Source organism: Ureibacillus xyleni (assembly GCF_900217795.1).
Taxonomy (GTDB): domain Bacteria; phylum Bacillota; class Bacilli; order Bacillales_A; family Planococcaceae; genus Ureibacillus; species Ureibacillus xyleni.
Window position 1 is genome coordinate 1 of sequence record NZ_OBMQ01000009.1, and the last position, 24,949, is coordinate 24,949.

Annotated in this window: 13 protein-coding genes, 16 tRNA genes and 2 pseudogenes; 26 read left to right on the forward strand and 5 right to left on the reverse strand. The window is 34.6% G+C overall.

What is annotated here, in order from left to right; translation table 11 throughout:
• Positions 1-275 precede the first annotated feature (275 nt).
• The 16 genes from CRO00_RS12935 to CRO00_RS13010 all read left to right on the forward strand — a co-directional run bounded on the left by CRO00_RS12935 (position 276) and on the right by CRO00_RS13010 (position 1,792).
• Positions 276-350, forward strand: a tRNA-Asn gene (locus CRO00_RS12935).
• A 7-nt stretch (positions 351-357) separates the two neighbouring features.
• Positions 358-449: transfer RNA gene (locus tag CRO00_RS12940), tRNA-Ser, on the forward strand.
• A 21-nt stretch (positions 450-470) separates the two neighbouring features.
• Positions 471-545 (forward strand) — tRNA-Glu (locus CRO00_RS12945).
• A gap of 19 nt (positions 546-564) precedes the next feature.
• Positions 565-640, forward strand: a tRNA-Val gene (locus tag CRO00_RS12950).
• Positions 641-665: 25 nt separating this feature from the next.
• Positions 666-742 (forward strand) — tRNA-Met (locus CRO00_RS12955).
• 3 nt (positions 743-745) lie between these two features.
• Positions 746-821, forward strand: a tRNA-Asp gene (locus CRO00_RS12960).
• A gap of 6 nt (positions 822-827) precedes the next feature.
• Positions 828-900: transfer RNA gene (locus CRO00_RS12965), tRNA-Phe, on the forward strand.
• Between the two features lie 28 nt (positions 901-928).
• Positions 929-1,004: transfer RNA gene (locus CRO00_RS12970), tRNA-Thr, on the forward strand.
• A gap of 6 nt (positions 1,005-1,010) precedes the next feature.
• Positions 1,011-1,094, forward strand: a tRNA-Tyr gene (locus tag CRO00_RS12975).
• A 7-nt stretch (positions 1,095-1,101) separates the two neighbouring features.
• Positions 1,102-1,175 (forward strand) — tRNA-Trp (locus CRO00_RS12980).
• Positions 1,176-1,194: 19 nt separating this feature from the next.
• Positions 1,195-1,270: transfer RNA gene (locus CRO00_RS12985), tRNA-His, on the forward strand.
• Positions 1,271-1,313: 43 nt separating this feature from the next.
• A tRNA-His gene (locus CRO00_RS12990) sits at positions 1,314-1,389 on the forward strand.
• A gap of 31 nt (positions 1,390-1,420) precedes the next feature.
• Positions 1,421-1,495: transfer RNA gene (locus tag CRO00_RS12995), tRNA-Gln, on the forward strand.
• 4 nt (positions 1,496-1,499) lie between these two features.
• Positions 1,500-1,574 (forward strand) — tRNA-Gly (locus tag CRO00_RS13000).
• Positions 1,575-1,584: 10 nt separating this feature from the next.
• Positions 1,585-1,658: transfer RNA gene (locus CRO00_RS13005), tRNA-Cys, on the forward strand.
• 52 nt (positions 1,659-1,710) lie between these two features.
• A tRNA-Leu gene (locus tag CRO00_RS13010) sits at positions 1,711-1,792 on the forward strand.
• A 136-nt stretch (positions 1,793-1,928) separates the two neighbouring features.
• Here the strand turns inward: CRO00_RS13010 and CRO00_RS13015 are convergent.
• A complete protein-coding gene (locus tag CRO00_RS13015; RefSeq protein ID WP_097074102.1) occupies positions 1,929-3,050 on the reverse strand; it encodes a site-specific integrase in 1,122 nt (373 codons plus the stop codon).
• Positions 3,051-3,166: 116 nt separating this feature from the next.
• Positions 3,167-3,502, reverse strand: a complete 336-nt coding sequence (locus CRO00_RS13020; protein WP_237658421.1) for a DUF771 domain-containing protein — start codon at positions 3,500-3,502, stop codon at positions 3,167-3,169.
• Between the two features lie 601 nt (positions 3,503-4,103).
• Here CRO00_RS13020 and CRO00_RS13025 point away from each other — a divergent pair.
• Positions 4,104-4,850, forward strand: a complete 747-nt coding sequence (locus CRO00_RS13025) for a hypothetical protein (RefSeq protein ID WP_097074103.1) — start codon at positions 4,104-4,106, stop codon at positions 4,848-4,850.
• 263 nt (positions 4,851-5,113) lie between these two features.
• Here the strand turns inward: CRO00_RS13025 and CRO00_RS13030 are convergent, their stop codons facing one another.
• Positions 5,114-5,449 carry a helix-turn-helix domain-containing protein gene (locus CRO00_RS13030; RefSeq protein ID WP_097074104.1) on the reverse strand — a complete coding sequence of 112 codons (336 nt, stop codon included), beginning with the start codon at positions 5,447-5,449 and terminating at the stop codon, positions 5,114-5,116.
• Between the two features lie 165 nt (positions 5,450-5,614).
• Here CRO00_RS13030 and CRO00_RS20195 point away from each other — a divergent pair, with 165 nt between their 5' ends.
• The 4 genes and pseudogenes from CRO00_RS20195 to ltrA all read left to right on the forward strand — a co-directional run bounded on the left by CRO00_RS20195 (position 5,615) and on the right by ltrA (position 9,972).
• Entirely contained in the window at positions 5,615-5,785 is a 171-nt protein-coding gene (locus CRO00_RS20195) for a hypothetical protein (RefSeq protein WP_161946691.1), read from the forward strand.
• A gap of 67 nt (positions 5,786-5,852) precedes the next feature.
• Complete coding sequence (locus tag CRO00_RS13035) at positions 5,853-6,068, forward strand: hypothetical protein (protein ID WP_097074105.1); 216 nt, start codon at positions 5,853-5,855, stop codon at positions 6,066-6,068.
• Positions 6,069-6,226: 158 nt separating this feature from the next.
• The gene (locus CRO00_RS13040; protein ID WP_097074106.1) at positions 6,227-7,273 is read left to right on the forward strand and encodes a replication initiation factor domain-containing protein; all 1,047 of its coding nucleotides are present in this window, start codon (positions 6,227-6,229) and stop codon (positions 7,271-7,273) included.
• Between the two features lie 882 nt (positions 7,274-8,155).
• Positions 8,156-9,972, forward strand: a pseudogene (gene ltrA / locus CRO00_RS13045) (group II intron reverse transcriptase/maturase).
• Between the two features lie 513 nt (positions 9,973-10,485).
• Here ltrA and CRO00_RS13050 read toward each other — a convergent pair.
• On the reverse strand, positions 10,486-11,949 hold the full coding sequence (locus CRO00_RS13050) for a hypothetical protein (RefSeq protein WP_097074107.1): 1,464 nt from the start codon (positions 11,947-11,949) through the stop codon (positions 10,486-10,488).
• Between the two features lie 67 nt (positions 11,950-12,016).
• On the opposite strand from CRO00_RS13050, the gene CRO00_RS13055 reads away from it, so the two are divergent.
• Complete coding sequence (locus CRO00_RS13055; RefSeq protein WP_161946693.1) at positions 12,017-13,126, forward strand: hypothetical protein; 1,110 nt, start codon at positions 12,017-12,019, stop codon at positions 13,124-13,126.
• A 745-nt stretch (positions 13,127-13,871) separates the two neighbouring features.
• On the opposite strand, the pseudogene CRO00_RS13065 reads toward CRO00_RS13055, so the two are convergent.
• Positions 13,872-14,218 (reverse strand): annotated as a pseudogene (locus CRO00_RS13065) (recombinase family protein); the annotation flags it as partial.
• A 237-nt stretch (positions 14,219-14,455) separates the two neighbouring features.
• On the opposite strand from CRO00_RS13065, the gene CRO00_RS13070 reads away from it, so the two are divergent.
• The 4 genes from CRO00_RS13070 to CRO00_RS13090 all read left to right on the forward strand — a co-directional run bounded on the left by CRO00_RS13070 (position 14,456) and on the right by CRO00_RS13090 (position 24,440).
• Positions 14,456-15,316, forward strand: coding sequence for a hypothetical protein (locus CRO00_RS13070; RefSeq protein ID WP_097074109.1), 861 nt, complete (start codon positions 14,456-14,458; stop codon positions 15,314-15,316).
• Positions 15,317-15,318: 2 nt separating this feature from the next.
• Positions 15,319-16,776, forward strand: a complete 1,458-nt coding sequence (locus tag CRO00_RS13075) for a hypothetical protein (protein WP_097074110.1) — start codon at positions 15,319-15,321, stop codon at positions 16,774-16,776.
• A 20-nt stretch (positions 16,777-16,796) separates the two neighbouring features.
• Positions 16,797-17,123: a hypothetical protein gene (locus CRO00_RS13080; RefSeq protein WP_097074111.1), complete on the forward strand. Its 327-nt coding sequence runs from the start codon at positions 16,797-16,799 to the stop codon at positions 17,121-17,123.
• Between the two features lie 2,313 nt (positions 17,124-19,436).
• Entirely contained in the window at positions 19,437-24,440 is a 5,004-nt protein-coding gene (locus tag CRO00_RS13090) for a cadherin repeat domain-containing protein (RefSeq protein WP_161946694.1), read from the forward strand.
• The last annotated feature ends 509 nt before the right edge of the window (positions 24,441-24,949 follow it).

The following is a 24,949-nucleotide window of genomic DNA, read 5'->3' on the forward strand; positions in this document are numbered from 1 at the left end:
GAGGTAGATAGGTTCGAGGTGGAAGTGTGGTGACACATGGAGCTGACGAATACTAATCGATCGAGGACTTAACCAATTTTAGCTTGAAGTTTGTATGTCAATGTCTTTATCCAGTTTTGAGAGAATAAGTAATTTAATGAAAAAATTATAAAAAATAGTTGAAATAAAATTCAATTATGATATAATAATACTTGTCTTTCAATAATAATTGCAGTGTGATGGCAAAGAGGTTATAGCATTTTATGTTAAACTCTTTAGCAATAATATAAAAATATTCCGAAGTAGCTCAGTGGTAGAGCAACCGGCTGTTAACCGGTTGGTCGTAGGTTCGAGTCCTACCTTCGGAGCCATCTTCTTGGAGAGTTGTCCGAGAGGCCGAAGGAGCACGATTGGAAATCGTGTAGGCGGGTAACACTGTCTCAAGGGTTCAAATCCCTTACTCTCCGCCATCTTAGACAGCCAGATTGTCTGGCCCGTTGGTCAAGTGGTTAAGACACCGCCCTTTCACGGCGGTAACACGGGTTCGAATCCCGTACGGGTCACCATTTATAGAATATCCAGCACGGAGGATTAGCTCAGCTGGGAGAGCACCTGCCTTACAAGCAGGGGGTCGGCGGTTCGAGCCCGTCATCCTCCACCATAATTATTAAAATGAATAGTATTTTCGCGGGGTGGAGCAGTTCGGTAGCTCGTCGGGCTCATAACCCGAAGGTCACAGGTTCAAATCCTGTCCCCGCAACCAAATGGTCCCGTGGTGTAGCGGTTAACATGCCTGCCTGTCACGCAGGAGATCGCCGGTTCGATCCCGGTCGGGACCGCCATAAAATGGGTCGATAGCTCAGTTGGTAGAGCATTTGACTGAAGCTCAAAGTGTCGGCGGTTCGATTCCGTCTCGACCCATCTTTATATAATAAGTACTCTTAATTTTGCCGGTGTAGCTCAGTTGGTAGAGCAACTGACTTGTAATCAGTAGGTCGTGGGTTCGACTCCTATCGCCGGCACCATTAACTGGAGGGGTAGCGAAGTGGCTAAACGCGGCGGACTGTAAATCCGCTCCTTAGGGTTCGGCGGTTCGAATCCGTCCCCCTCCACCATTTAAATAGGGGCATAGTTCAACGGTAGAATAGAGGTCTCCAAAACCTTTGGTGTGGGTTCGATTCCTACTGCCCCTGCCAATAGTTTTATATTACTATGGCGATTGTGGCGAAGTGGTTAACGCACCGGATTGTGGTTCCGGCATTCGTGGGTTCGATTCCCATCAGTCGCCCCATTCATAGAATATAAAATAAAACAAAAACATAGTATTTATCATGGCGATTGTGGCGAAGTGGTTAACGCACCGGATTGTGGTTCCGGCATTCGTGGGTTCGATTCCCATCAGTCGCCCCATTAAAAACTAATGAAAACTTCATCAAATTATTGGGGTATAGCCAAGCGGTAAGGCAACGGATTTTGATTCCGTCATGCCCAGGTTCGAATCCTGGTACCCCAGCCATTTTGCGGAAGTAGTTCAGCGGTAGAACACCACCTTGCCAAGGTGGGGGTCGCGGGTTCGAACCCCGTCTTCCGCTCCAATATTATAATGGCGGCTTAGCCAAGTGGTAAGGCACGGGTCTGCAACACCCTTACCACCGGTTCGAATCCGGTAGCCGCCTCCAGTTTTTTATTAAGACATCGGTTTATCCGATATTTTTTTTATTATTTTACTTTGCCGGTGTGGCGGAATTGGCAGACGCGCACGACTCAAAATCGTGTTCCTTCTGGAGTGTCGGTTCGACCCCGACCACCGGTATCTTTAAGTTATTTTTAGTTACGATATGAAAAGTGATAGAGCTCATAAACCTTGATATGACAGGGTTTGTGAGCTTTTTTTATTTTTCTAGAATACGTTAGAAAACGATATGTTTTCGAATGGTTTTACACATTTTTTACACATGATTTTCAACCATATTTTCAAATACTGCTACGCTTAACTCCTCTTCTTCTATTCTTGTTTCCTTAAGGAGATGCGTATATCTTTCGTATGTTATGTTAACGTTACTATGACCGATGCGCTTGCTAATATACTCAATAGATCGCTTCTTATACAATAGAACGCTGACATGAGTATGGCGTAATCCATGAACAGTTATTGGTTCAATATCTAGTTCAATTAGAAGTTTTTTAAGTAGTTTATTTACAGCTGTATTGGTAATAACCTGATACTTAGATATTGGACTATAAAATACTAAATCATGAACATTCGTTCGAGTAGTTTCAAATAACCTTTCAAAGTGCTTCATTGTTACTTGATCTACCTTAACAATTCGTTCTGACTGATCATTTTTAAGTGGGCCAAATCCTCTCGGAGAATCCTTTTTATAGCCCCAGGATTTATTGATGTTGATTGTATTGTTATCAAAGTCAAAATCCCCTCTAGTAAGCCCTACAAGCTCTTCAAAGCGCATTCCAGTCGATAATCCTAAAAGTAATAGATAGTAGCCTAAACCTTCATCGAGCTTTTCTAAGAGGCTATTAAATAGTTTTGCACTTTCATCGAAGTCTAAGTGCTTTTCATCTGATTTTTTAGATGAGTTGCTCCATGTAGGTTTAGTATTTCTCGTAAAATCAATTGGGATAATTTGATCATCAACAGCATCTTTTACACATGCTTTAATATGGCGGTGTACCTTATCTACCGTTTCTTTAGCTTTGTTAATCCCAAGAGTATTTAAGAATTTTTGATAGTCGTCTCTTTTTATATTCTGTATTGGTGTATTAGGGAAATGTTCTTTCACAGCTTTTAGAGAATAAAGGTAATGTTTCAAAGTTACATTAGTAATTTTAGGTGCTCGATAAAGTTCAATCCACCTTTCAAAGTATTGATTAAATGGAATACTTCTTTGAACTAGATTAACACCTTTTGCTAATTGCGCTTCAATTTCAGCTGCTGCTAGTTGTGCTTCTTTTTTAGTACGAAAACCACCTTTTCTAATCGGTTTTGGTTTTCCATCAACAACGTAACTAATTGTATATTGATATGTTTTTCCTCTCTTTGTTATACTCGCCATTAAATTCACCCTCTTATATTTCTGAAGGGTGACCAGGAGAAATAACGGTCACCTTAATCATAGAATTAATTATATGAATTTGTACATAGTAAAAAATAGGAAATTATTATTAAAACTTACATGAGTTGATTCTTGTCAGAGAATATCTCAGAAAAATTATCGTGAAGAAATTCTGCCATTTTTAGAGCATTGAATGCCCATGTTTGACCTTTGCTTTTAGGATAATAGACGAATCCACCACATTCGATATCAAGTAGGTTTCTGAATTTAGCTGGGTAGAGAATATGTTCCTTTATCCATTCATGCTTTCTGTTAACCTGCTTTTCAAGATCTTTCATTGACCAATATGTTCCTAATAGTTGCTGTTGCAGCATCTCTTCTAAATCTGATTTTGAAATTATTAAGTAATCGGGGAGTGCTTGAAAATTATTTTTTTCTAAAAAATTATTCACGTTGATAACCTCCTATGTTGTGTTCTTATTCTGTAAGCCACATTAAAGCGACTACTATGGGTTAAGTTGATTATATATTGCTGAGTAATATTAAGTTTTAAAAATACAGCCATTATGAAAATGTAATATGCGGGGCTAAAACCTGATGTATAGCGGAATTTAGGTGGAAGTATTAAATATGCGTAGTAGATAGATAATAGCGGTATATTTTATAAAGGCGATGCTAAAGTTGTTACCTTTAGTGAATTTGACGGTTCTGATGTAATGATTACTGGGTTATGCTCCTACACCTTGTAATCCACCGCCCGTTTTGTAACCACCTTGTCCAGAATTTACACCAGCAAGTTAATAATTAGATGTAAGTAAATAAGAGTAGATAAAACTTAATGGAAATTGTTAAAAACGTATATAATTCAAATTGATTGGATGGACTTTAAAGTTAAGTGAATTGGCATACTTTATAAAACAATGAAATTGATTATGGTATTTATCAAATTTATGGAAACATCTAGTCTAGGGAGTGATGTACTATCTTATATCGGAAATGTAGATATGGGGTACACGATATATATTAAAGGGAATAAATGAGGGGGGAACACTTATGAGGAAACTTACCGAGTTCCAATCAAAGGTATATGAATTAGTAAAAAGAATGAAACAGATTTATGATTTGAAATCGGATGATAAAATTATCAGCGATAGAATTCAGAGAGGATCCAAATCTCCTATTAGTGATGCGTATGAGGAAGAATTCGCTAAATTCTTAAGTACTGTATTAGATAATAGATATTCATTTATTATTGATTTTCATTTATCTAAATATTGTAAAGAAGAAGGTAAGTACAAACAATTCTTTAAGCCAGATATTCTTGTGTTAGAAAAAGTAGACGAGGAAAAAAGTAGGGTGTGTGCCATTTTTGAATGCAAATGTGATATTTCTTATGCAGAAGATAATTGGGTAGAAAATATGCATAGCAGAATGAAATTCTTTAATGAATTTAACGTAAAGTTTAAACGCTACCTAGCTAAACAAAATCAAGAAACGGGTAAGTTAGAGTTAGTCAGAGATGAGAATTCTATACCTGAAAGAACAAGTCATATTTTGCTAGAATCGGTGGAGAATTTGAAAACATTAGGTATTGTACTATGTAAGGCAAATGACCATAATCGGTGGGGAAAGGTAACAGATACCTCTGAATATCCTAATGTGAAAGTTATGTATTTATCTAATCAGCATTTAAATAATCCCTCCGTAAACATAGATGATATCTTAGAATTAAATAAGGGGTTTTGGGATACTCAATTAAAGGATTACTTAGTAAAAGAAATGAAATTACTTCTTAAATAAGTGATAAATAATTAGGTAAGTTAACTATATGTATAATAATCTAGGCTTGGATAACGAATAACTAACTGAGGCTTTAGTTAATAGTGATTTTAAGCAATCGGGCGCTTTTGTAGAAGTTTGGGAGAATTATATTTAACAAGAATTTTGAACTACCCAGATCTTTTATTTGATAAAGAATCACAGCCTAAAATTAAAGATGAACGAGATAAATTACTACGATTTCCTTGTTCATCTTTTTATTTTTATTAGTTTAGTATATTTTTTTACTTACTATCGACTAAACCTAAGATGATATCAATTAATTTTAGGACTTCTTCTTGCTCCGCTAAAGATCTATCATGTAGTTTATCAACAATTTTTAATAATACTTCACTGTTTATTGATTTAGTTTCAGAAAATCGGAATAAATCTTCTAGTGGTACTTTAAGAGCCGTCGCTATATTACTTAAGCTCTCTACAGTAATATTTTTTTCTCCTCTTTCAACCTGTCCAATATATGTATTCGATAGAGAGGCTAAATGTGCTAATTCCTCTTGGCTCATTTTCTTTTCTTTTCTTAAAAATCGAATTCTTTCACCTATTACTTCTGAAATACCCATAGTAATCACCTCTAGGTTTAGTAAAGCCTAGAATAAATAACAAAAGAATAAACTATAGTTGTTTATTGTATTAAAATATTAACTATAGTATATTTAAATGTATGAAAAATATTCATTTGATAATTGTATGAGATCAAATGTGATTAAGATTGGGGAGATATTCTGATGACTAAAAAGAAATACGAGTATGATTTGGACAAACCGTTTTTTGGATTACCATTTAATGAAGTAGATAAGATGTTAAGAGGAACATGGGTTCATGATGAGGAGCTCACAAAAAAGTTAAATGAAATTTATCGTGTGATAGATGAACAAAAACAACAGGGCAAAAGATAAAGTTTAAATAAAAACTGGATTAGTGTTACCAAGATAGTGGTACAAGATGATATAGGGGGTGAGATTCATGAAATTTGAGTATTTTAATGATACTGGTAGAGAAATTGATATTCACCCTGCAACAAGAGAACATGGAACAGAATGTGATATGTCGCCAATTAAACACTTAGAAGTTCGAACATTTTACCTTCCAGATGGTACTTATCCTTGGGTGAAAATGTGGGATTATGGAGAAGGGAGAGGTCTAAGTATTTTGGTTTCTCCTCGTGAGGAAAATGAATAGATAAAAACTAGTAGATTTGAAGAACTAGCAATTCTTTTGAATCTACTTTTTTATTGGAGATCAATCTCAAAATAACTCTATTACCATATTTTTAGTATTGATAGTGATATTTCAACTGCTTACGTTTCCTCCAGACAAGCAAAGGAGGATAAATAAGTATGAAAAAAGAGAAAAAAGACTTCGTATTCCCGTACTCTAACAGGGGGGTAGAAAATACATTAGAAAACGGCTTGAGAGCTTGTGTAGACTGGGTTGAAGCCACCTTCAAAACAGTCGGAACGGAGCAACTTGTTACAGACCTTTTGCAGATGAATTTCGACAAGTTTTATCCAGATACAGGACGTTATGGGTATAGACGATCAATACGTTGCGGTAGTATTTCGGTTTACTTTGATGGTCAAGAAGATATGGGAATCCATTTAGAGATGAAAGGACGAGGTTGCAGAGAGTATGAAGGCTACAATTTATTGTCTTGGAAAGAGCTATTTGAAGTTTTTCTTCGTTATGAGGTATCTTTCTCGCGGTTAGACATTGCAGTAGATGATTTCAAAGGATTCTTCAAATTAAAAGAAATTCAGAAAAAAATCAAAGGACGAGAGCTTGTTTCTAAATTCAAGTTAGCAAATATCCAACAGTCCTATGAAACAAGAACTGGATTAGGACAGGGTTTAACGATTTATTATGGATCTTCAAAGTCGGATATTCAGATTCGGATGTATGATAAGTTAAGTGAACGTAGTAACAACAATTATAATGTTCCAAAGGATATTAACTTTTGGAATAGAACAGAAGTGCAACTACGTAATGAACGTGCACAAACTGTAGCAAAAATATTGGCAACAGAAGAAGATGGCGAAAGAACGATCGGGCAGACAGTATGTGGTATATTGAAGCATTATATTCGTTTTACGATTAAAGGCAAAGAGAAGAACCGTAGTCGTTGGAAAACAGCGCGGTTCTGGGATAAGTTCCTCAATGGTGTAGATGCACTTTCACTCTCTACGAATCCAGTAGAACCTCAAACTGTGGAAGAAAAAGAGATGTGGTTTATGAATCAAGCCGCCCCTACTTATGCATTAATCCTTGATGCATACGGTGGTGATCCAAAAAAAATGGCCCAACTTGCAAAGTATGGACGACAACGCTATAAGAAAGAACATATTGATATGATAAATCGATTTATAGAGAAAAACAAAGAAGGGTAGTTCTTATTGAGCTGCCCTTTAACTTTAGTTAAATTTCTTCTTTAAAAATTATGAGTATATATGGTCTACCACTGTAACTTAGTTCGGGAATCGTTTAGACTTGTTCAACAATCGGGCCATTTAATTGGTGCGACACGTTCCTGATTCAAATGAGATGTGGCTAACACAATCTCGGTAAAGGTCAGGCAATTTACGAATTAAATTGAAGGATATTATCAAGGAGTCGAATGATGAAGTAACGCTCTGAAAGGCTCCCCCTGCGTCGAATAGCACGCTGATTAGTAAGGAAAAGTGTGTTATAAGCTCGGCTAATAGGCGTGAGAATTTACCGTAACAGTTCGGCTGACGAAACCCTACTCGATGGAGTGGTGTAAATCATGGTGCTTGGGTTGAACAAATATGGTGAGAATGCAACCAATAGGACAGTAAACCTTATTGCTGACGAACCTCTGAATGTACGGGTCTAGACTGGCAATACATAGAAATGTGTATATCACTAAATGTGGGATTAGATATGGGTGAGTAAGAATCAACAATATAAAAATCCATCTTGTGTTACAGGCACATACAATGCTAACAGGTTCATAGGAGGCATCTAAGTTTGTTCCATAATAGATAATATTCAACGTGGTAAGCTGATGAAGCGGAGAGCTTACTTTCGATGAAACGTTGGAAAGGAAAATAATCGTGAGATTAGCGATTATATAACTTTCCTTTATATCAGTGAAAGTGGTGGCATAGTACCGTTGAAGGGTGTAATGAACGTGGAGGGATAGCCACTAGACTAATAAAAGATTCATTCACCATGCAAGGCAGTTCTTCAACGATTAATAAGGTTCTTGTGAGACTAATAGAGGTTCAGCTCCCAAAGGAGCCACCGACTTGTTAAAACGAAAGAAACTGAGGCACAACGAGTATTATGATATGCAATCTCATTTTGATTCTTTATATGCTCAAAGTGCTAATGGTCAAAATTTTTATGATTTACTCGATTTTATGCAATCTGATGAAAATATTCGATTAGCTTATTGCAATATTAAACGAAATACCGGCAGTAAAACGGCTGGTTATGATGGATTAACGATTGAAGATTTAAAGAAATTGTCTGTATCAGAAGTTGTATCGAAGATACAACAAATGTTTGAACACTATAGACTTCAAGCCGTTCGTCGGGTCTTTATTCCAAAGGCAAATGGAAAAACACGCCCTTTAGGAATTCCGACGATTTGGGACCGACTGTTCCAACAGTGTATTTTACAAGTGCTTGAGCCGATTTATGAAGCGAGGTTTTATAAGCATAGTTATGGTTTTAGACAAAAACGTAATACACACCATGCGAAAGCTAGGTTTGAAACGCTCATTAATCGGGCGTGCTTGTATCATTGCGTAGATGTTGATATCAAAGGATTTTTCGACAATGTGGACCATGCTAAATTATTAAAACAAATGTGGTCATTAGGCATTCGAGATAAAGCTTTGCTTTCTATTATTTCGCGTTTTCTAAAAGCTGAAATTCTTGGCGAAGGTTTCCCCAAAAAAGGTACACCACAAGGTGGTATTCTATCACTACTCTTATCTAACATTGTACTGAATGAACTTGATTGGTGGGTCAGTCATCAATGAGAAAGCTTTGAAACGCGAAAGCTATATAAAACTTATAGTGGCAGATATAATGCACTGAAACAATCGAATTTAAAACATTGCTATATTGTGAGGTACACAGACGACTTTAAGATTCTGTGCCGTACTCGATCTCAAGCCATTAAAGTGTTTTATGCCGTCAAAGATTTTCTTCAAACAAGGCTACACCTTGAAATTAGTGAAGAAAAATCAAAAGTAGTCAACTTAAAGAAAAACTCATCAGAGTTTTTAGGTTTTCGAATTAAAGCGCATCGAAAAAGGGCAAATAAAGAATTCTCTATGTTGCTCGCTCCCATATGACAAAGAAAGCACTCAAAAATGCACATATAAAAGCGAAACAAGCCATCAAAGCTATTCAAAAACATCAATCCGTGGAAAATGTCTGGCGTTTTAATACAGTAATAATGGGAATCCAAAATTATTATTCTGCAGCGTCACACATCACGGATGATTTAATTGAGCTGAACAGTCGTCTTCATAAAGCGTTATATAATCGTCTAAATAAAATAAGAAAAGAAGCAACGTTTCAGAACCTCACAAAATCCTTACAGAAAAGGTATAGGGGATATGAATGTAGGCTTTATAAAATAAAAGAAATGGTACTTGTACCAATTCATGCCCAACGCTGTAAGGTGAATCTAAATTTCTCTCAAACAATCTGTAATTATACTACCGCAGGTAGGAATAAGATTCATCAAAATTTGCGAGCCATTAATAAACAAACACTCGTTTACGTAATGAAACAATTTATTCCTAGCCGTTCCATTGAATATAACGATAATCGGATTAGTCGGTTTATTGCACAGTATGGAAAATGCGCTGTTACAGGAATCGAATTAGGACTAGACGATTGGCATTGTCATCATAAAACACCATATCATCTTACAAAAGATGATTCAAACGGGAATTTAATAATCGTGCATCAAGCTGTTCATCGCCTAATTCATATGAGTAATCGAGAGAAAATACAAGTGTTGTTAAACACACTCGAATTAAATAAAAAGCAACTTAAAAAGGTTAATGAATTGCGTGAGCAATGTCTGAACGAAGCTATCTGATTCTAAAATTGCATCTTGCACAAACATAAAAATATTGAATGAATTGGATTAGTTGGAATGCCGTATGAGGTGAAAGTCTCACGTACGGTGTGAAGTGGGGGAAAAGTTGGAGATAACGTCAAAGGCTTACCTATCACTATAATAAAAATTTTATGAAGGGTTACCCAAATACTTCATACATTGTGAAGCTCTCGCTTGGTTGTAAAGACTCTTATTTTACCAAATGTAAATATTGAAGATATAACTGATTCAAAAGTAAGCCCGTAATCAAAGAACGCATATAAATAACCTGGCATCTTCGATACGGTAGTACAAATCTTCGGTATTATTTTTCAACAATAGCTATCTTCCTTGAGTGAGTATAAAGGTATGTATCCATTAAAGGTTCCAAATGAGGAAATAAATTTTTGGAACGTTAGTTGTAAAACCAACATTTAATTAGTTAAAAATCTAAACTTGAAAAGAGAGAAGGTAGTACGTAATCTTCTCTCTTTTTGTAAAAATATGATTTTATTATCTACCAAATATTTTTCTACCTAAGGTTACTAAACCACCAACGGCAGCAGCGCCTAAAACAACAGGAGCAGCAGCAACAGCAGCAGCACCAACGGCAGCAGCTCCAGCAATTGCAGCCCCGCCTACAGCTGTACCAGCAACAGCCGTTGCAGCTCCAGTAACGGCCGTACCGACAGCTGTACTTGCAGCTGCAGTTGCAAGTCCTGTTGCCGCACTTGCAACTCCTACTCCAACAGTAGATCCAGCTATCGCGCTTGTAACAGCTGTTGTACCTGCAGTAACAGCTCCAGTAAGTGTCCCAACTCCAGCTATAACTGTACTACCAACCGCCGTACTTGCAACAGCTCCAGTAACAGCAGTACCGATAGTTGTGCTTGCAGCAGCTCCGATTACATAACTTGATGCTGTAGCAATGGCTGTATCACGCACAATATCTACGCCAGCTTCTCCTAAATCTTTGTCACCAGAAAAAATTTCAACAATATTACTACCTATACTGAAGCCAGCACCAAAAGTAGCTCCTGATTTTGCGGCAGTAATACCAGCTTGGTTTAACGAATATAGTTTAGCTGTTAAATTAGCATTGGATGTTCTTAGGATTTGGCTTTCTAATTTCATAATATCAGCTAGACGAGAACTTTGTTTCAAGCTAACATCAGATTCAATTACCTGTAGTCCTGCAGATTTAGCACGTTCAATTAACTGTGTATTTCCTTTGTCTACAACGATTGTCTGTCCTGAATACTTACTAAAATCAATATAAGTATTTTGATAGCCAGCTTTAGCTTGTCCAAAAATCTGCTTACCGTCAGAATTAATGATTAAGAAATCAGCAACCCCATTATTAGCAAGGACTGAAGTTGGTGTACCAGAAACAGTTGCTTTGGCAGCATGTAATTCTTCAAAAACAAATCCTTTGAAACCATTCGCACCACCACGCATAGTATTATAAGTTGATAGGTTATTACTTAAAGTATTAAACACACCAGCGTTTCTAAAAGCTGATGCAGTGGCAACAGGTATTGAAGCCCCTCTTGATATAGCTTCTAAAGAATCGTCTATATTTTCAATAAAATTGTCTAGTGTCCATTGATTGATTGTCATAGTGTGTTTAATTTCTTCGGGATCAAGTCCTGTAACTTTACATAGAGTAGAAACTTTATTAACCAGTATTAGGTTTTCTTTTGCACAATCCTCTGAACAATAAATGTGATTTTCAAAATAAGTAGGTGAAGTAACAAATGAACTACAATTATTACAGATAACAGGCGAGTTTGATAGTGAAAAAGGCATACTAGGATTGAAACCTACTGTTTTTAAAATTGAAATATAATTTGTACTAGGTGATAGAATAGATGTTCTTTCCATCGAGAAATTAATATCTGTTTCTAAAAAACCACTTGATATTGAAAAAGGTATTGAAGGATCAAATTTTGTGTTTTGTAAAATAGATATTGACATAATAACCCTCCTAAAAAAATAGTATGAAAGTAGCATAGGTTTTGGTAAAATTCATTATATCAATTCATTGAAAGTAGGTATAGTAATGTATATAAAAAATATTTTCAACCTTAACGAGTCAGCATCACAAGGAGCGGTTATTCACAATCAGTTACATATTAGTGAATTTTATGATGCCAATTCGGATATATTTGAAACTTACTATACTTGGCCAACATTTTCTTCAGCAATAGAAGTAATTGGGGACTTGGAAGCAGTAGATACGATAATTAACTACGAATCTTTAGGGATAAATGATTCTAGTGAATTTGAAAGAGGATTATTAAATGTACTAGATAAAGTATACTCTGATTCAAATGGACAATTTTTTCTTTACAATCCTTTAGTCATAAATACACCAGATTATGAAGACAATGAGAATTATTGTTGGTTATTTTATGATAAAAATAAAGAAAAACTAACATATGTTGAAAATGATGTAATAGACGATGCTAAACATTTAATTATTTTACCAAGCACTAATGGTGTTCAAATCGTATGTACAGATTGGGAATTTGAAGAAGATAAAGTATTATTTTATCAAGATTTCTTTGAGCTAATTAATGGAAATTTACAAGAGGCTTCGAATGATTGGAGTATTTTTTTCCAACACGCACAAAAAGCATTGCAATTAAGCGGTTTATATCCTATAGATGTTAAATATAATGAACAGTTTTTATTGGTTTATGCTATACACGATACAGTATTAAGACAAAATAGAAATCAAGATGCTGATTATGAGAATATCGATTGTTTAGGTCAACTATTTATATTTAATCAAAATGTTTTAAGTCCGTTGACTTGTATTAATGAATATGTTCGGTCTGTTCGTCAACACTACTTACAAGAAAACGGTGAAGATGAAGATAATTTTGATTTGTATTTAAATTATGGTGTTACAACTAATCGTTATATTATTTTAGATAAATATATTCTTATGTATATACCTAAAAATATTGAATTAGATAATCAATGGGAATTTCAATATAATCATGAACTATTACTAGTAGATATACAGAAAAATGAAATTATTGATATATTGATATTACCTGATGCATTTGAATACATAGGCGTTTATCAATGCAATAATAGTGTATTTGTATTAGCAGATGATTTTGTAGTAGAAATAGCATTTTAATTACCCTACAATATCAAAAAAATATAATTAATACTTCCTTAAAGGGGCGTAATTGAGGACACCATAGATGATGTGATGTGTTATTGACTGTATGTATAGACTTCCAAGTATAATTTTAAGAGCACTATTGGCCGTATTTTCGGTCAATAGTGTTCTTTTTAGAAGGCTGTTTTCGTAAAGTTCGTTGTTTTTTATATGCAATAATAATGATGGGAAATTTTTTATTATAACCATATAATGTATAAATAAGGCGATATTATGAAAAAAATTAGATACTTATTGCCCTTTTTGGAATAGTAACAATCTTTTTAGTAGGTTGTCTAACGTAACTAAAGAACAATATAAATATCATAAAATTTTACCATTTGAAGGTGGATATGAGTCTACTCACCATACCTTTATTAACTCGAAAGATGTCTCTACTTACTATCCTAAATGGAATATGCTTTATCAGGAAATAATGGATTGTGCCATGCAATAAATAATATACATAATATATCTCCAAATACCAATTTGAAGACTCAAAAACCCTTTATTCAACAATCGGGTGCGATTATGGAATAAGTACATCTGTCCCTATTAATTAAATCGGTAGCCAAGAAATATATAAAGCCTAATTTCTCCATCATAATACCAAGAAGTTAGGTTTATATATTTAATGATTATTATTTCTTAATACATCTAGAAATACCTTTGCAGCTTTTGATGGAATCTCTCCTTTTTCGATTACTCCACCTCACATGATTTATATGTTTCTTCTTTTAATTTCACGAATCAAAGTACTTTTTGATATACCAGTTAGCGTGGCAACCTGATTATATGAATTGTTACTTAGTAATTGTATTGATCCATTTGTTTCTTTGTGTATTTATGTGGTCTACCTTCTTTGAAATTTGGTTGTTGTTTTGCAATTGCTTTACCTTCCTGAGTGCGTTCTACAATCATGTCACGTTCAAATTCAGCAAATGCAAAAAAGATGTTACGAACCAATTTAGAAGCTGGGGTATTATCAAGTAGCCCCATGTTTAAGATATGTACAGCAATACCGCGATCAATCAATTCTTTTACAAGTTCACTTCCTTTAAGTTTTGATAATTTCCGTTAACTCTTTATAATGGATGCCCCTAGCATCACAATAGCGATTTGTTAAAATCATTTCTAGCCTAGTAATTTCCAGTATAGTACAATTGAATTAATAATAACGATATTAAGAAGAGTGTTGTGGTTGATATTAACTAACTTTGTTTTTTAAAAGATAAGTAGGCATTGTAAAGTTGGCGCAGTCCAAGTATTTTTCTAGAATCTGTAGCATTTAAAGGAAGTGCAAAGTTGACTGAAATAAAGCAACAGTTTGACCAAATTATTAAGGAATATCATGATAGTACAGAAGAGAAATTAAGATTTAATCAAAGTTATTTACAAAGGTTAGAGACATTATCTCAAAAGGCCTTTGATGAGGGTAACTTTTATATATCGGCAGAATGTTTAAAGCAAGCAGCAAATATTACTTATGAAAGTAGTCAATTTATAGACGAACAAAAAAGAATGATTGCGGCAAATAAATACGACAAAGCTTCTAAAAGATTTCATTCTATAAATCATTATAAAGAAGCTGCAGAATGTATCGAAGAAGCAGCCCGTATATATATTGAACAAAGAAAATTAAGAGAGGCTATTAAATGTTATGGACTAGCTAAGAATTATTACGGAGACAATGGGGATTATGATAAGTGTGGCGAGGCTTATTTAAAAGAAATGGAGTGTAAAAGGAAGCATTATTGGAATGTTTTTATAAAGAATAAAAAATTCTCAGAGAAATTTAGCTATTTCTTTAGATGCTTAAAATATGAGTCATTTAAGTGGATAACAGGATATGGGGAAAAATTGAAAAATTTATTTATTTCTAGTTTAATAATTAATTTGATTTTTATAATCTATTATTATTTTTCTAATGACGTTACTATCATTGGCGGAGATAATAACAATCCATTTTTTATAACAAAAGAAGAGAGCAAAATAGAATATTTATATAGTTGTATTTTATTTAGCTTATCATTGTTTAGTGGATTTAGTACAACCCCCTATTTATTGGAAAGTAATAACTGGATATCTGTAGTAGAAGTAATAAGCGGTAATTTAATTTTAGCTTTATTTATTGCTGTAGTATTACGAAAAGTAAGTAGGAGGTAAAAATGTCAGTTGATCATATTGAGCGAATTGTACACATGTTCTCAAAGAAAGAATTAGAAGACCTAAAAAAAGAATTAGAATTAACCAGAGCTGAAGAACAGGATGTCGTAGATAATTTAAAAACAAGGAATATTCGATTAGGTGCAGAATTATTGCTTAAGTATAAACATATATTTAAACCAAGTAGTTCTCATATTTATACTTATGAAGAAATTAATTTCGATTCAATAAATGAATTTACAATTGATGATTGGACAATTATTGAAAAAGAAGAGGTTAACAATAAATATTATATTTTTGTTGAAAAAGATACCTCTTCAAAGAAAATTAATGCTGGATGGACATATACTACAGTAGATGTTAAACAAGTCGGAATAATTGTAATTCATAAGGATCTAAATGTATTAGAAATTAGATCTAATTTGACTGTTCAAAAACAATTAGAAAGAAAAATTAACACTTATTTTTTAAATCTAGAATCATTAGTTATAGATAGAGGCTATTATACAGCTATTTTAGAAGAACTAAATGCTAAAGAATTTTCTATCGTTTGGGGTACTGAAGGGGTAAGTGTTAAAAAAGCTCAGATAGAAGGCGAATTTATTAGTGTCAAAAATGGTGCAGTAATACATGTAAAAGACGATAACGGGGATATTATTGCTGTAGATTTAGGTACGGAAGGTACACCTGAATCTGTTTGGTCTACTTTACAAGATACAGATACAAAAATTTTGTTATCTTCAAAAGGGAATATAAGGGTAGCAAAATTAGTATCTGAAGTAGAAATGAATAAAATAGTGTTGAATATAGTATCGGCTTTAAAAGGTTTACAAGTAACTAAGAATGAAATTTTAGATTTTGGAGATACTCAAACCTTAGAGGCTGTATTTATTGAATTTTGCATGGGCGCTAATAAACATATTTTAAAACGTTTTTCTAAAAGATATTTTGCATTTAGATGCTTATTGTCAAATGAAGATGCTGGCAAATTATTAAGTTATTTATTAGATGAAGGATTTATAAAGGTGGATTATGAAATCCTTTGTGAGCATGATCATCATATAAACACGTTTGATGAACTATCTTTAAATGAGGGTGACGTTGAATGTACAATGTGTACTGCTTTAGAAATGTCATCTGAAATAGAAAATAATCAGATAAAAAAAGTGTATAAACTAAGTGGAGCAGGTAAAAGATTGTTAGAAGCTAATCGGGTCTCTTTAGAAGAGGGCACACCTTTAAATGTTGGAATGAGCAATGTAGAGTTTAATGATGAACCTGTTGAATTAGATGACTTTCATTTAAGGGAATTGGAAATTATTGAAATTAAAGAGAAGCTTTTAGAAGAAGCACTTGAAATAAATGACAGACATGAAATTGAAAAAATAGTTAAAGAGCTTAGTATGTTCAAACATCCTAAAGCAAGTGAAGTAATTAGTAAAATTAGTTCTAGAGTATAGATTGAAAGGAGAGAAGTGAGATGTATTTTGTACAGTTAAGAAATATAGAAGGATATGATAAGTCTGTGGTTTACAAATTAGATTCTATATTAAAAAACTTACATTCTTCAGCTCAATTCTTTACTCCAAACTATATTCAAAGGCATTTAGGATTAAGTTTAGATGACTCATTTGACATATTATTTAAGGCAAGGGATATAGGTATTATAAATACTCAGAAAGTAATAAAGTGTCAGTGTTGCGGTCAAACTTTTCGTAAAGAGGTAAATGAATGTACGAAATGTATGTCTCACCAATTAAAAAAAGGCTATTATTTCTCAACGGATGTGTATAGGGGAAGTTATTAAAGGTCAATAAAGTATGTTAACAGATGAACAAGAATTTATTAGATTCTATTTTAGAAAAGTAATAATTGTTGTCCACTTAAGTACAAACTTGAGTGGACTTTTTATTTATTGGTGCTAATTTTAAAACTACATAAAAGAAGTGATAAAATTTTTTTCGATTCGACCGAAAAACGCCGAAAACCTATATATTAAATAGTAGTGGGGTAATTTCATAATTAAGCCTCCTGCATCTCAAAAAGCTTATATTTAGGCAATTAGCTACTACACCCCCACAGAAGGTCTCAAATTTATCTAATTTGAAAAAGTATAGAATTATATAGCTGAACATCATTTTATGGTATTTATGTGTCAGATATGAACCTTAGAAATCTATGTAGTGGGAATTTTTATACAAATGATATTATAAATAGTTCTAGGTGGTTTCTAAAGGCTTTTATATTGTATTTATAATGAGCAGTCTTAAAATAAAAGCAATGCATTTTTTTCATCTGTGGACAGAGCACTGCAGCAAAAATGAATAGCTTTTATGAACGGTTCAAGAAAATCAATTGATTACATAATAGTGATGTAAGAATCTATAGCAGTCATAAAAATATTCGTGATAAAAGGGCATTGTTTGAAGTATACAGTAGCTCTAAGAGATTAGAATGAGTACATTTTAATCTAGTAGCCGAAGGCGTATTTAGATTGTCGTTTTAATGAGCATTTACAAATATATAGTATGTGAGCTTTCTGTTAGACATAGGGGTGGGCACCAAAAGATTGAATATATCATTAAGAATAATATTACTTATACCTTGGAAAATACGAAAAAAGCTCTTCTATATGGGAATCAAGTTAGGAGTATAGTATTATTTTTCTCATTACACTAAAACCAATACCAATCCTCGTTTAATATTAGTCAGTCTCTTTCCAAATTTCTTGGCTTCAATTAATTCCCAAACTGAATTTGATGTACTTATCAATGCTATTGATTTTTAAAATTATCTCCTTCACCTTCTAAAAGATCTCAATTCACATAATAAATAGTTAGATACAAAAAAACAGGTGAGAATAATCACCTGTTTACCTAAATGAATTATTTTACACAAATTTTACACAATCTTTCTTGAAAGCCTATAATACAAAGGGTTTGACCGTTATTTCGACCCCGACCACCGGTATCATTAAGTGTATTTTGGTTAATATAGGAAGTTTTCGAAGGTCCATAAACGTTGATATATCAACGTTTATGGACCTTTTCCGTTTTTTAAATACGATAGAAAATGATACGAATCGAATTCATTTTACACTAGCTGTAAGCCAAATGGGGTTTTATTAAATGGGGATGAAATATGTATAGCTTTTTAACGGCATTATCAATAGAGGATAATAGATGGATTAGATGTGGGGCGAATTTAACCAGATGAGCAAATCATTCGTGAACAAATCAACCTTTAATCCACAAGGAAATGCAACTAGAACAGAAGCAGCAACGGCGATCCAAAATTTAATAAATAATAATAAATAAAAATGCAACTTTATGGTGTTACCCATGAAGTTGCATTTTTAATTAAAGGCAAACAAGTAGTTGGGTTATTTCATATTTCTTTTCCTAAGTTTTTCTTTATGGAATAAATAGTTAAGAAAGAACTATTTTTATAATATATTCCAAATTTCCCATAATAACTATCATATAATATACCGATATAAATGAAAGTTCAGTAATATATTAAATTTGTAATTTTTGATTGGAAACAACGAAGGTTAAGGAAGAAGAGTTTGAACTTTATGTAAGTTCGAGACTAAGTGAAGTTAGTACATGGGGTTGGGAACAGAACCAAATCATCCAGTTTTTGAAGATGTAATACCAGCTTCAGCAGCATTCCACTTAATCTATTATCCCAATTTAGATACAAATATTAATTATTTTCAAAATAAAATAGTAGGAAAGTTATTGCTAGCAAACTATCAAAATAGAGGTAATCGGTACATATATAATCTCCAACATATTAAAAGATGCCAATTAAATAAGAATGGATTGTACATTCAGGTGGAGTGGTCATAAGTTAACAACTAAAGGGGGTGGTGGTTAGGAAGGATATGGGAAATTTATAAACAGATAAGAACAAAGGAGGGAAAATAATATTACAGAACCATTTATAGGTGAGATTAGACCTTTTGCAAGAAAATTTGCACCAAAAGAAGGGCACTTATTTAGGGTTGAATTTTATTATTGCGTTACAAGGTATTTTTCCTGCACGAGATTAAGCTGATATGTAAAAAAGGGAAACTAGTAACCTATAAAAATTTTAACTAAGGTAGGAATTAATGATGAGGAAAATTGAATATAAAAAGGATTGTTGGCGAAGGAAGAGATTTGGCTTAAAAAAATTACAACAGATAACACGTGTATTTATCGCTTTTATCATGATATTTATCCCACTAATTTCAGCAATTCCAGTAAAGACTTTTGCGGTAACAGAAGGAACTGCTAATGGCACTTATGATTTTGGTGGGTTAGGTGCAAACGATAGTGCTAGCCCAGGTTTCGCAATACTTGGTGACAAGTTTCATATTAGTAATACATTTGGTCAGGATGGTACTAGGATATATATTGATCCTGATCAACAAGATTCTACTTATGATGATCAAATTCAAAAGAATGGTGATGGAACCAGTTCATTTGTAATAAAAGCAGAGGGTGGAAATACTTGCAAAACCTTTACATTTAAGGATTTAGGCATTAGTGGTTACAAAGGTGACGAATCTATAGAGGATTTTAAATTAGATGTAATAGACAAGGATGGCAATGAAATTAATGTTGTGAATGTTGTAGATGAAAATTACCCTTTAACTACTACCCCTCAACAAATAAGTAATCTTTTTGGGGTAACAATTAATTACCCGGATGTTGCTGAAATACACATAACATTACGACCAGTTAATAATTGGCATAACACTTACCTTAACTTTGACAACATCACAATTGCCGATGTTAGCACTGGAAACAAACCACCAACAGACATTACCCTTTCAAATAGTTCGTTGCTAGAAAACGCTCCTTCCGAAACAACGATTGGAACGTTGAGTGCAACAGACCCTGATGTGGGAGATACCCAAACGTATTCTTTTGTTTCAGGAGACACTGATAACTTCTTGATTGATGGAAATCAACTAAAAACAAAAGGAGTCTTTGATTATGAAACAAAGGACAGTTATTCCATAAAAATAAGAGTAACAGACTCAGGTGGTGCGACCTATGAGAAGGCGTTTTCAATTTCAGTTTCCGATGCAAATGATGCTCCAACAGCCCTTGCCCTGTCATCACACACAGTTTCAGAAAACGTTTCACCTGGTACAAAGGTTGGAATGTTAAGTGCAACAGACCAAGATGCAGGGGACACGCATACGTATTCTTTAGTTTCTGGAGACGTAGATAACTTCTCAATAGTAGGAAATGAATTAAGAACGACTGGTGTCTTTGATTTCGAATCGAAGAACAGTTATTCGATTATTGTGAAAGCAACTGACACTGCTGGATTAACCAAGGATCAGACTTTTACAATTTCAGTCACCAATGTGAATGAAGCTCCAATAAACATATCGCTTGCTAATAGTTCAGTTGCAGAAAACCAAGCTTCAGGAACAGCTGTTGGACCGTTAACTACAACGGACCCAGATGCGGGTGACACTCACACGTATTCTTTAGTTTCTGGTGATATAGGGAATTTTACAATATCAGGAAATGTATTAAAGACAAATGGCGTATTTGATTTTGAAACAAAAAATAGTTATTCAGTCAAGGTAAGATCAACAGACTCTGGAGGACTTTACGTTGAGAAAGATTTTACAGTTTCTGTTACGAATGTAAATGAATCTCCTATACTGAATAATACAAATGTTACCTTTAACGATACCGATGAAGACACAGCGTCATCGCAAGTTACAGTTTCTAGTTTTCTAGATTCCACTGATTCTGATAGCGGATTATCACAGGGAATCGCAGTAACTAGTATTTCAGGTAATGGGACATGGCAATACCTTGATTCTATATGGAAACCATTTCCTTCTGTCAGTAACAATAATGCGCTTTTATTAAGGGATACAGACATTTTTAAATATATTCCTGATGGGCAAAATGGTGAAATACCTATGCTCAAATTTCGTGCATGGGATCAAACTATTGGAGTTCCATTTAGTTTAGTAGATACGTCAAGTAATGGAGGTTCAACTGCATTTTCTACTAATGAAGGTACTGCTAGTCTCACTGTTTCGGACGTAAATGATGCACCAATCTTAACTTCAGGACCTTATACATTTAGTGCTATAGCTAAGAATGCTGCAAGCACAGGTGTTACCGTAAATGATATAGCACAGATGTCAGATTTTGATAACGGTGCAATCTCAGGATTAGCAATTAACAAAGTGATTGGAAATGGAACATGGGAATATTCACTAGATGGTTCGACATGGCAAGCATTTGGAACAGTATCTGATTCAAGTGCCCTTTTACTTCGAGCAACAGATCAAGTCCGTTACAAATCTATCAATCTAGGTGAAACAGCAAGTTTTACATTCAGTGGATGGGATCAAACGTCAGGTACACAAGGAACAAAAGTTGATACAACTACTAATGGGACAACAACTGCTTTTTCATCGAATACGCAAACAGCCTCAATCGAAGTTACGAAAAGTAGTGAAGCAAATATTTTAACATTTAGTATTCCAGAGGAGCTTAAGCCAGCAACGATTGATAATGGAACCATAGTTGTATTTGTAGCTGGCAGTCAAAATGTAACCAATCTAACCCCAACTTTTACAGTGTCAGATGATGTCCAATCTGTAAAGGTGGGAGCAATGGATCAAGTGAGCGGAACAACAGCAAATGACTTTAGTAATCCAGTAACGTATGTTGTAACAGCAGAAGATGGAACGACGAAAAATTGGATAGTAACTGTAATTCAAGCACCAAGTGATCTATCACTGACTAATAACACGGTAGGGGAAGAGTTGCCTGTAGGAACTGAGGTAGGTATCTTAAATGCAGTTGCTCAAGCTGGTGATACCTTAACTTATAGTATTCAATCAGGGGACAACACAGTGTTTGAAATAGATAATAACCGTCTAATCACAAAAACTGAGCTGGACTATAATACAAAGAACCAATACACGCTAACCATTCGTGTAACCAATCAACATGGAGCGTATTTGGATAAAGACTTTACGATTCATGTATTGGATAAGACACCGCCTACAGCTGATGTAACGATGATATCCAATAATGAGCAAGATACAAAAAAGGCCAAAGTTGGAGATACCATTACACTGGATATCGTAGCGAATGAGGATATTGAAGCACCAACTGTTTTGATTGCTGGAAAAGCTGCAACTGTAACGAAAAAAGCAGATGCAAAAAACTGGCAGGCAACTTATATCATGCAGACTGGAGATACAGAAGGAGTCATACCGTTTACATTAGACTTCAAAGATATAAGTAATAACCAAGCTGCACAAGTTACAGCGGTAACAAGTGGAACTTTCGTTACCTTTGACAAAACGGAACCAACAGCTTCACCAGTTACAATTAAGTCAAGCAACACGGATTCAACAAAAGCAAAAATTGGCGATACGATTACACTACAATTTGAAACAAGTGAAAATATTCAAACACCGATTGTTATGATTGCAGGAAAAGTCGCAACTGTGACGCAAAAGGCTGATGCAAAAACATGGGAAGCAACCTATACGATGGCAAATGGAGACCCAGACGGAAATGTAGCATTTACACTAAATTTCAAGGATATCATCGGAAATGAAGCAACAGAAGTAACTGCCACAACCAATGCAAGTGCAGTAGTATTTGATGGAACAAAGCCAACAGCAACAACCGTCTCGATGAATTCAAGTAATGCAAATCCAGCTAACGCAAAAATCGGGGATACGATAACGCTATCCATTACAACAAATGAGGATGTGCAACAACCAGTTGTGACGATTGCAGGAAAATCGGTAACAACCACACAAAAAGGCAATTCAAAAACGTGGGAATCGACATACACAATGCAGTCCGGTGATTTAGAAGGAGAAGTTGCATTTACAATCGACTTTAAAGATAACGTAGGAAATGATGGCGACCAGGTTACAGCGGTCACAACAGGAACAGCGGTGATTTTTGACGAAACCCCACCAACCGCAACAACCGTCACGATGAATTCAAGCAATACGACCGATCCGACAAAAGTCAAAGTCGGCGATACAGTTACGTTAAATATTGTGGCGAATGAGCATATTGTAGCACCAACTGTTACGATTGCAGGAAAACCAGCAACCGTGATGCAACTGACTGATGCCAGAACATGGTTAGCATCGTATGTGATACAAAACAGAGACTCAGAAGGTGCAGTACCGTTCACACTAGACTTCGAAGATTTAGCTGGAAATGCATCTCCACAAGTGACAGCCATAACAACAGGAACAGCCGTGACAGTTGATAAAACCGCTCCAACCATTACGATTGATGGTGTAGAAAATAATAAAACGTATCAACAAGTAACGCCAATCATTACATCAAACGATGCACAAGCTATTATGACTACGACACTCGAGCGAAACGGGACACAGGTTCCATTCACTACTGGTTCCGTCATTTCGCAAGCAGGAAATTATACGTTAATCGTGAAAGTAGCCGATTTGGCTGGAAACGAAACAACAGAAATAGTCAGCTTTAGTATTTATGTGCCAAGCCCACCTGCAGGGCCAATTGTGACACCACCAAGCCCACCGGAACAACCAATCGAAACACCGCCACTTATCGAAAATCCAAATACGAATCTAGTACCAGTACTAACAAATGGTAAATTAGTATTATCTCAAAACGGGCAACCCGTTCCGATTGTAGTAACCGAAACAATAGGGGGTACACTCATTGTTCAAACAGGGGAGCAAAGTAAAGGGTCCACTAGCCCGATTAATGAAACGGGCGAAGTAAATTTCCCAAATACGATTCGTAGAATTTTTATAATTGAAAATGAAGAGCCATTCCGCTATTTAGAGACGACAACAAATGTCAATCCGCAGAAAGAATGGAACATTAAAATGTCAATGCCGGTCAACACAGTATCGATAAACCCTGAAAACGTTGTCGTCAAAGATGCGAAAGGAAATGTTGTTGAAATCGAATTACAGGTAAGTGAAGACGGCAAGACAATCAAAATCATGCCAAAGCTCCATTACCAAAAGGGCGAAATTTACTATGTAACCATTAACGGTTTACAATCAGAAAAAGGCGAAGAGCTAAAAGAACCGATTCGAAAAGTATTTATCATTACACAGTGAGACATGATCCAGGTTAATGAAACGACACTGGCTAGATACAACAGAAGTGATAGAAGAAATCAAAAAGTACGCACTGGTTAGTTTCGGAAGGGAGTTTCAACCGAAGAAACTATCAAAAATTTAAAAAATGAACTGACCTAGTCATTTGAGAAACATATAAAAACACCCTTTAGGCTGCTTGGTAACTATATTCTACGGGCGCTAAGTAGCCTATTTTTCTTGTATTCTTTCTATAGAAACTCATATAGTTTGTACATGTATACTCGTCTTTTCATTTGTTAATGAATGAATGTTTTACACGTGCGAATTCTTCTGTTTTCAAATTCGAATGAAAAGATTCAATAACCGCATTCTCCCGACTGTTGCCTCGTCTAGACATGCTTGCGCGACATGCTATTATTCTTCTTTGTTATCGATTCAATTATTGATATCACCCCAATTTGACCTCAGCTCTTTATGTAAAATAGCTAGCTACTTAAAACATATCTCTTCTAATGAGTGTTAGGAGA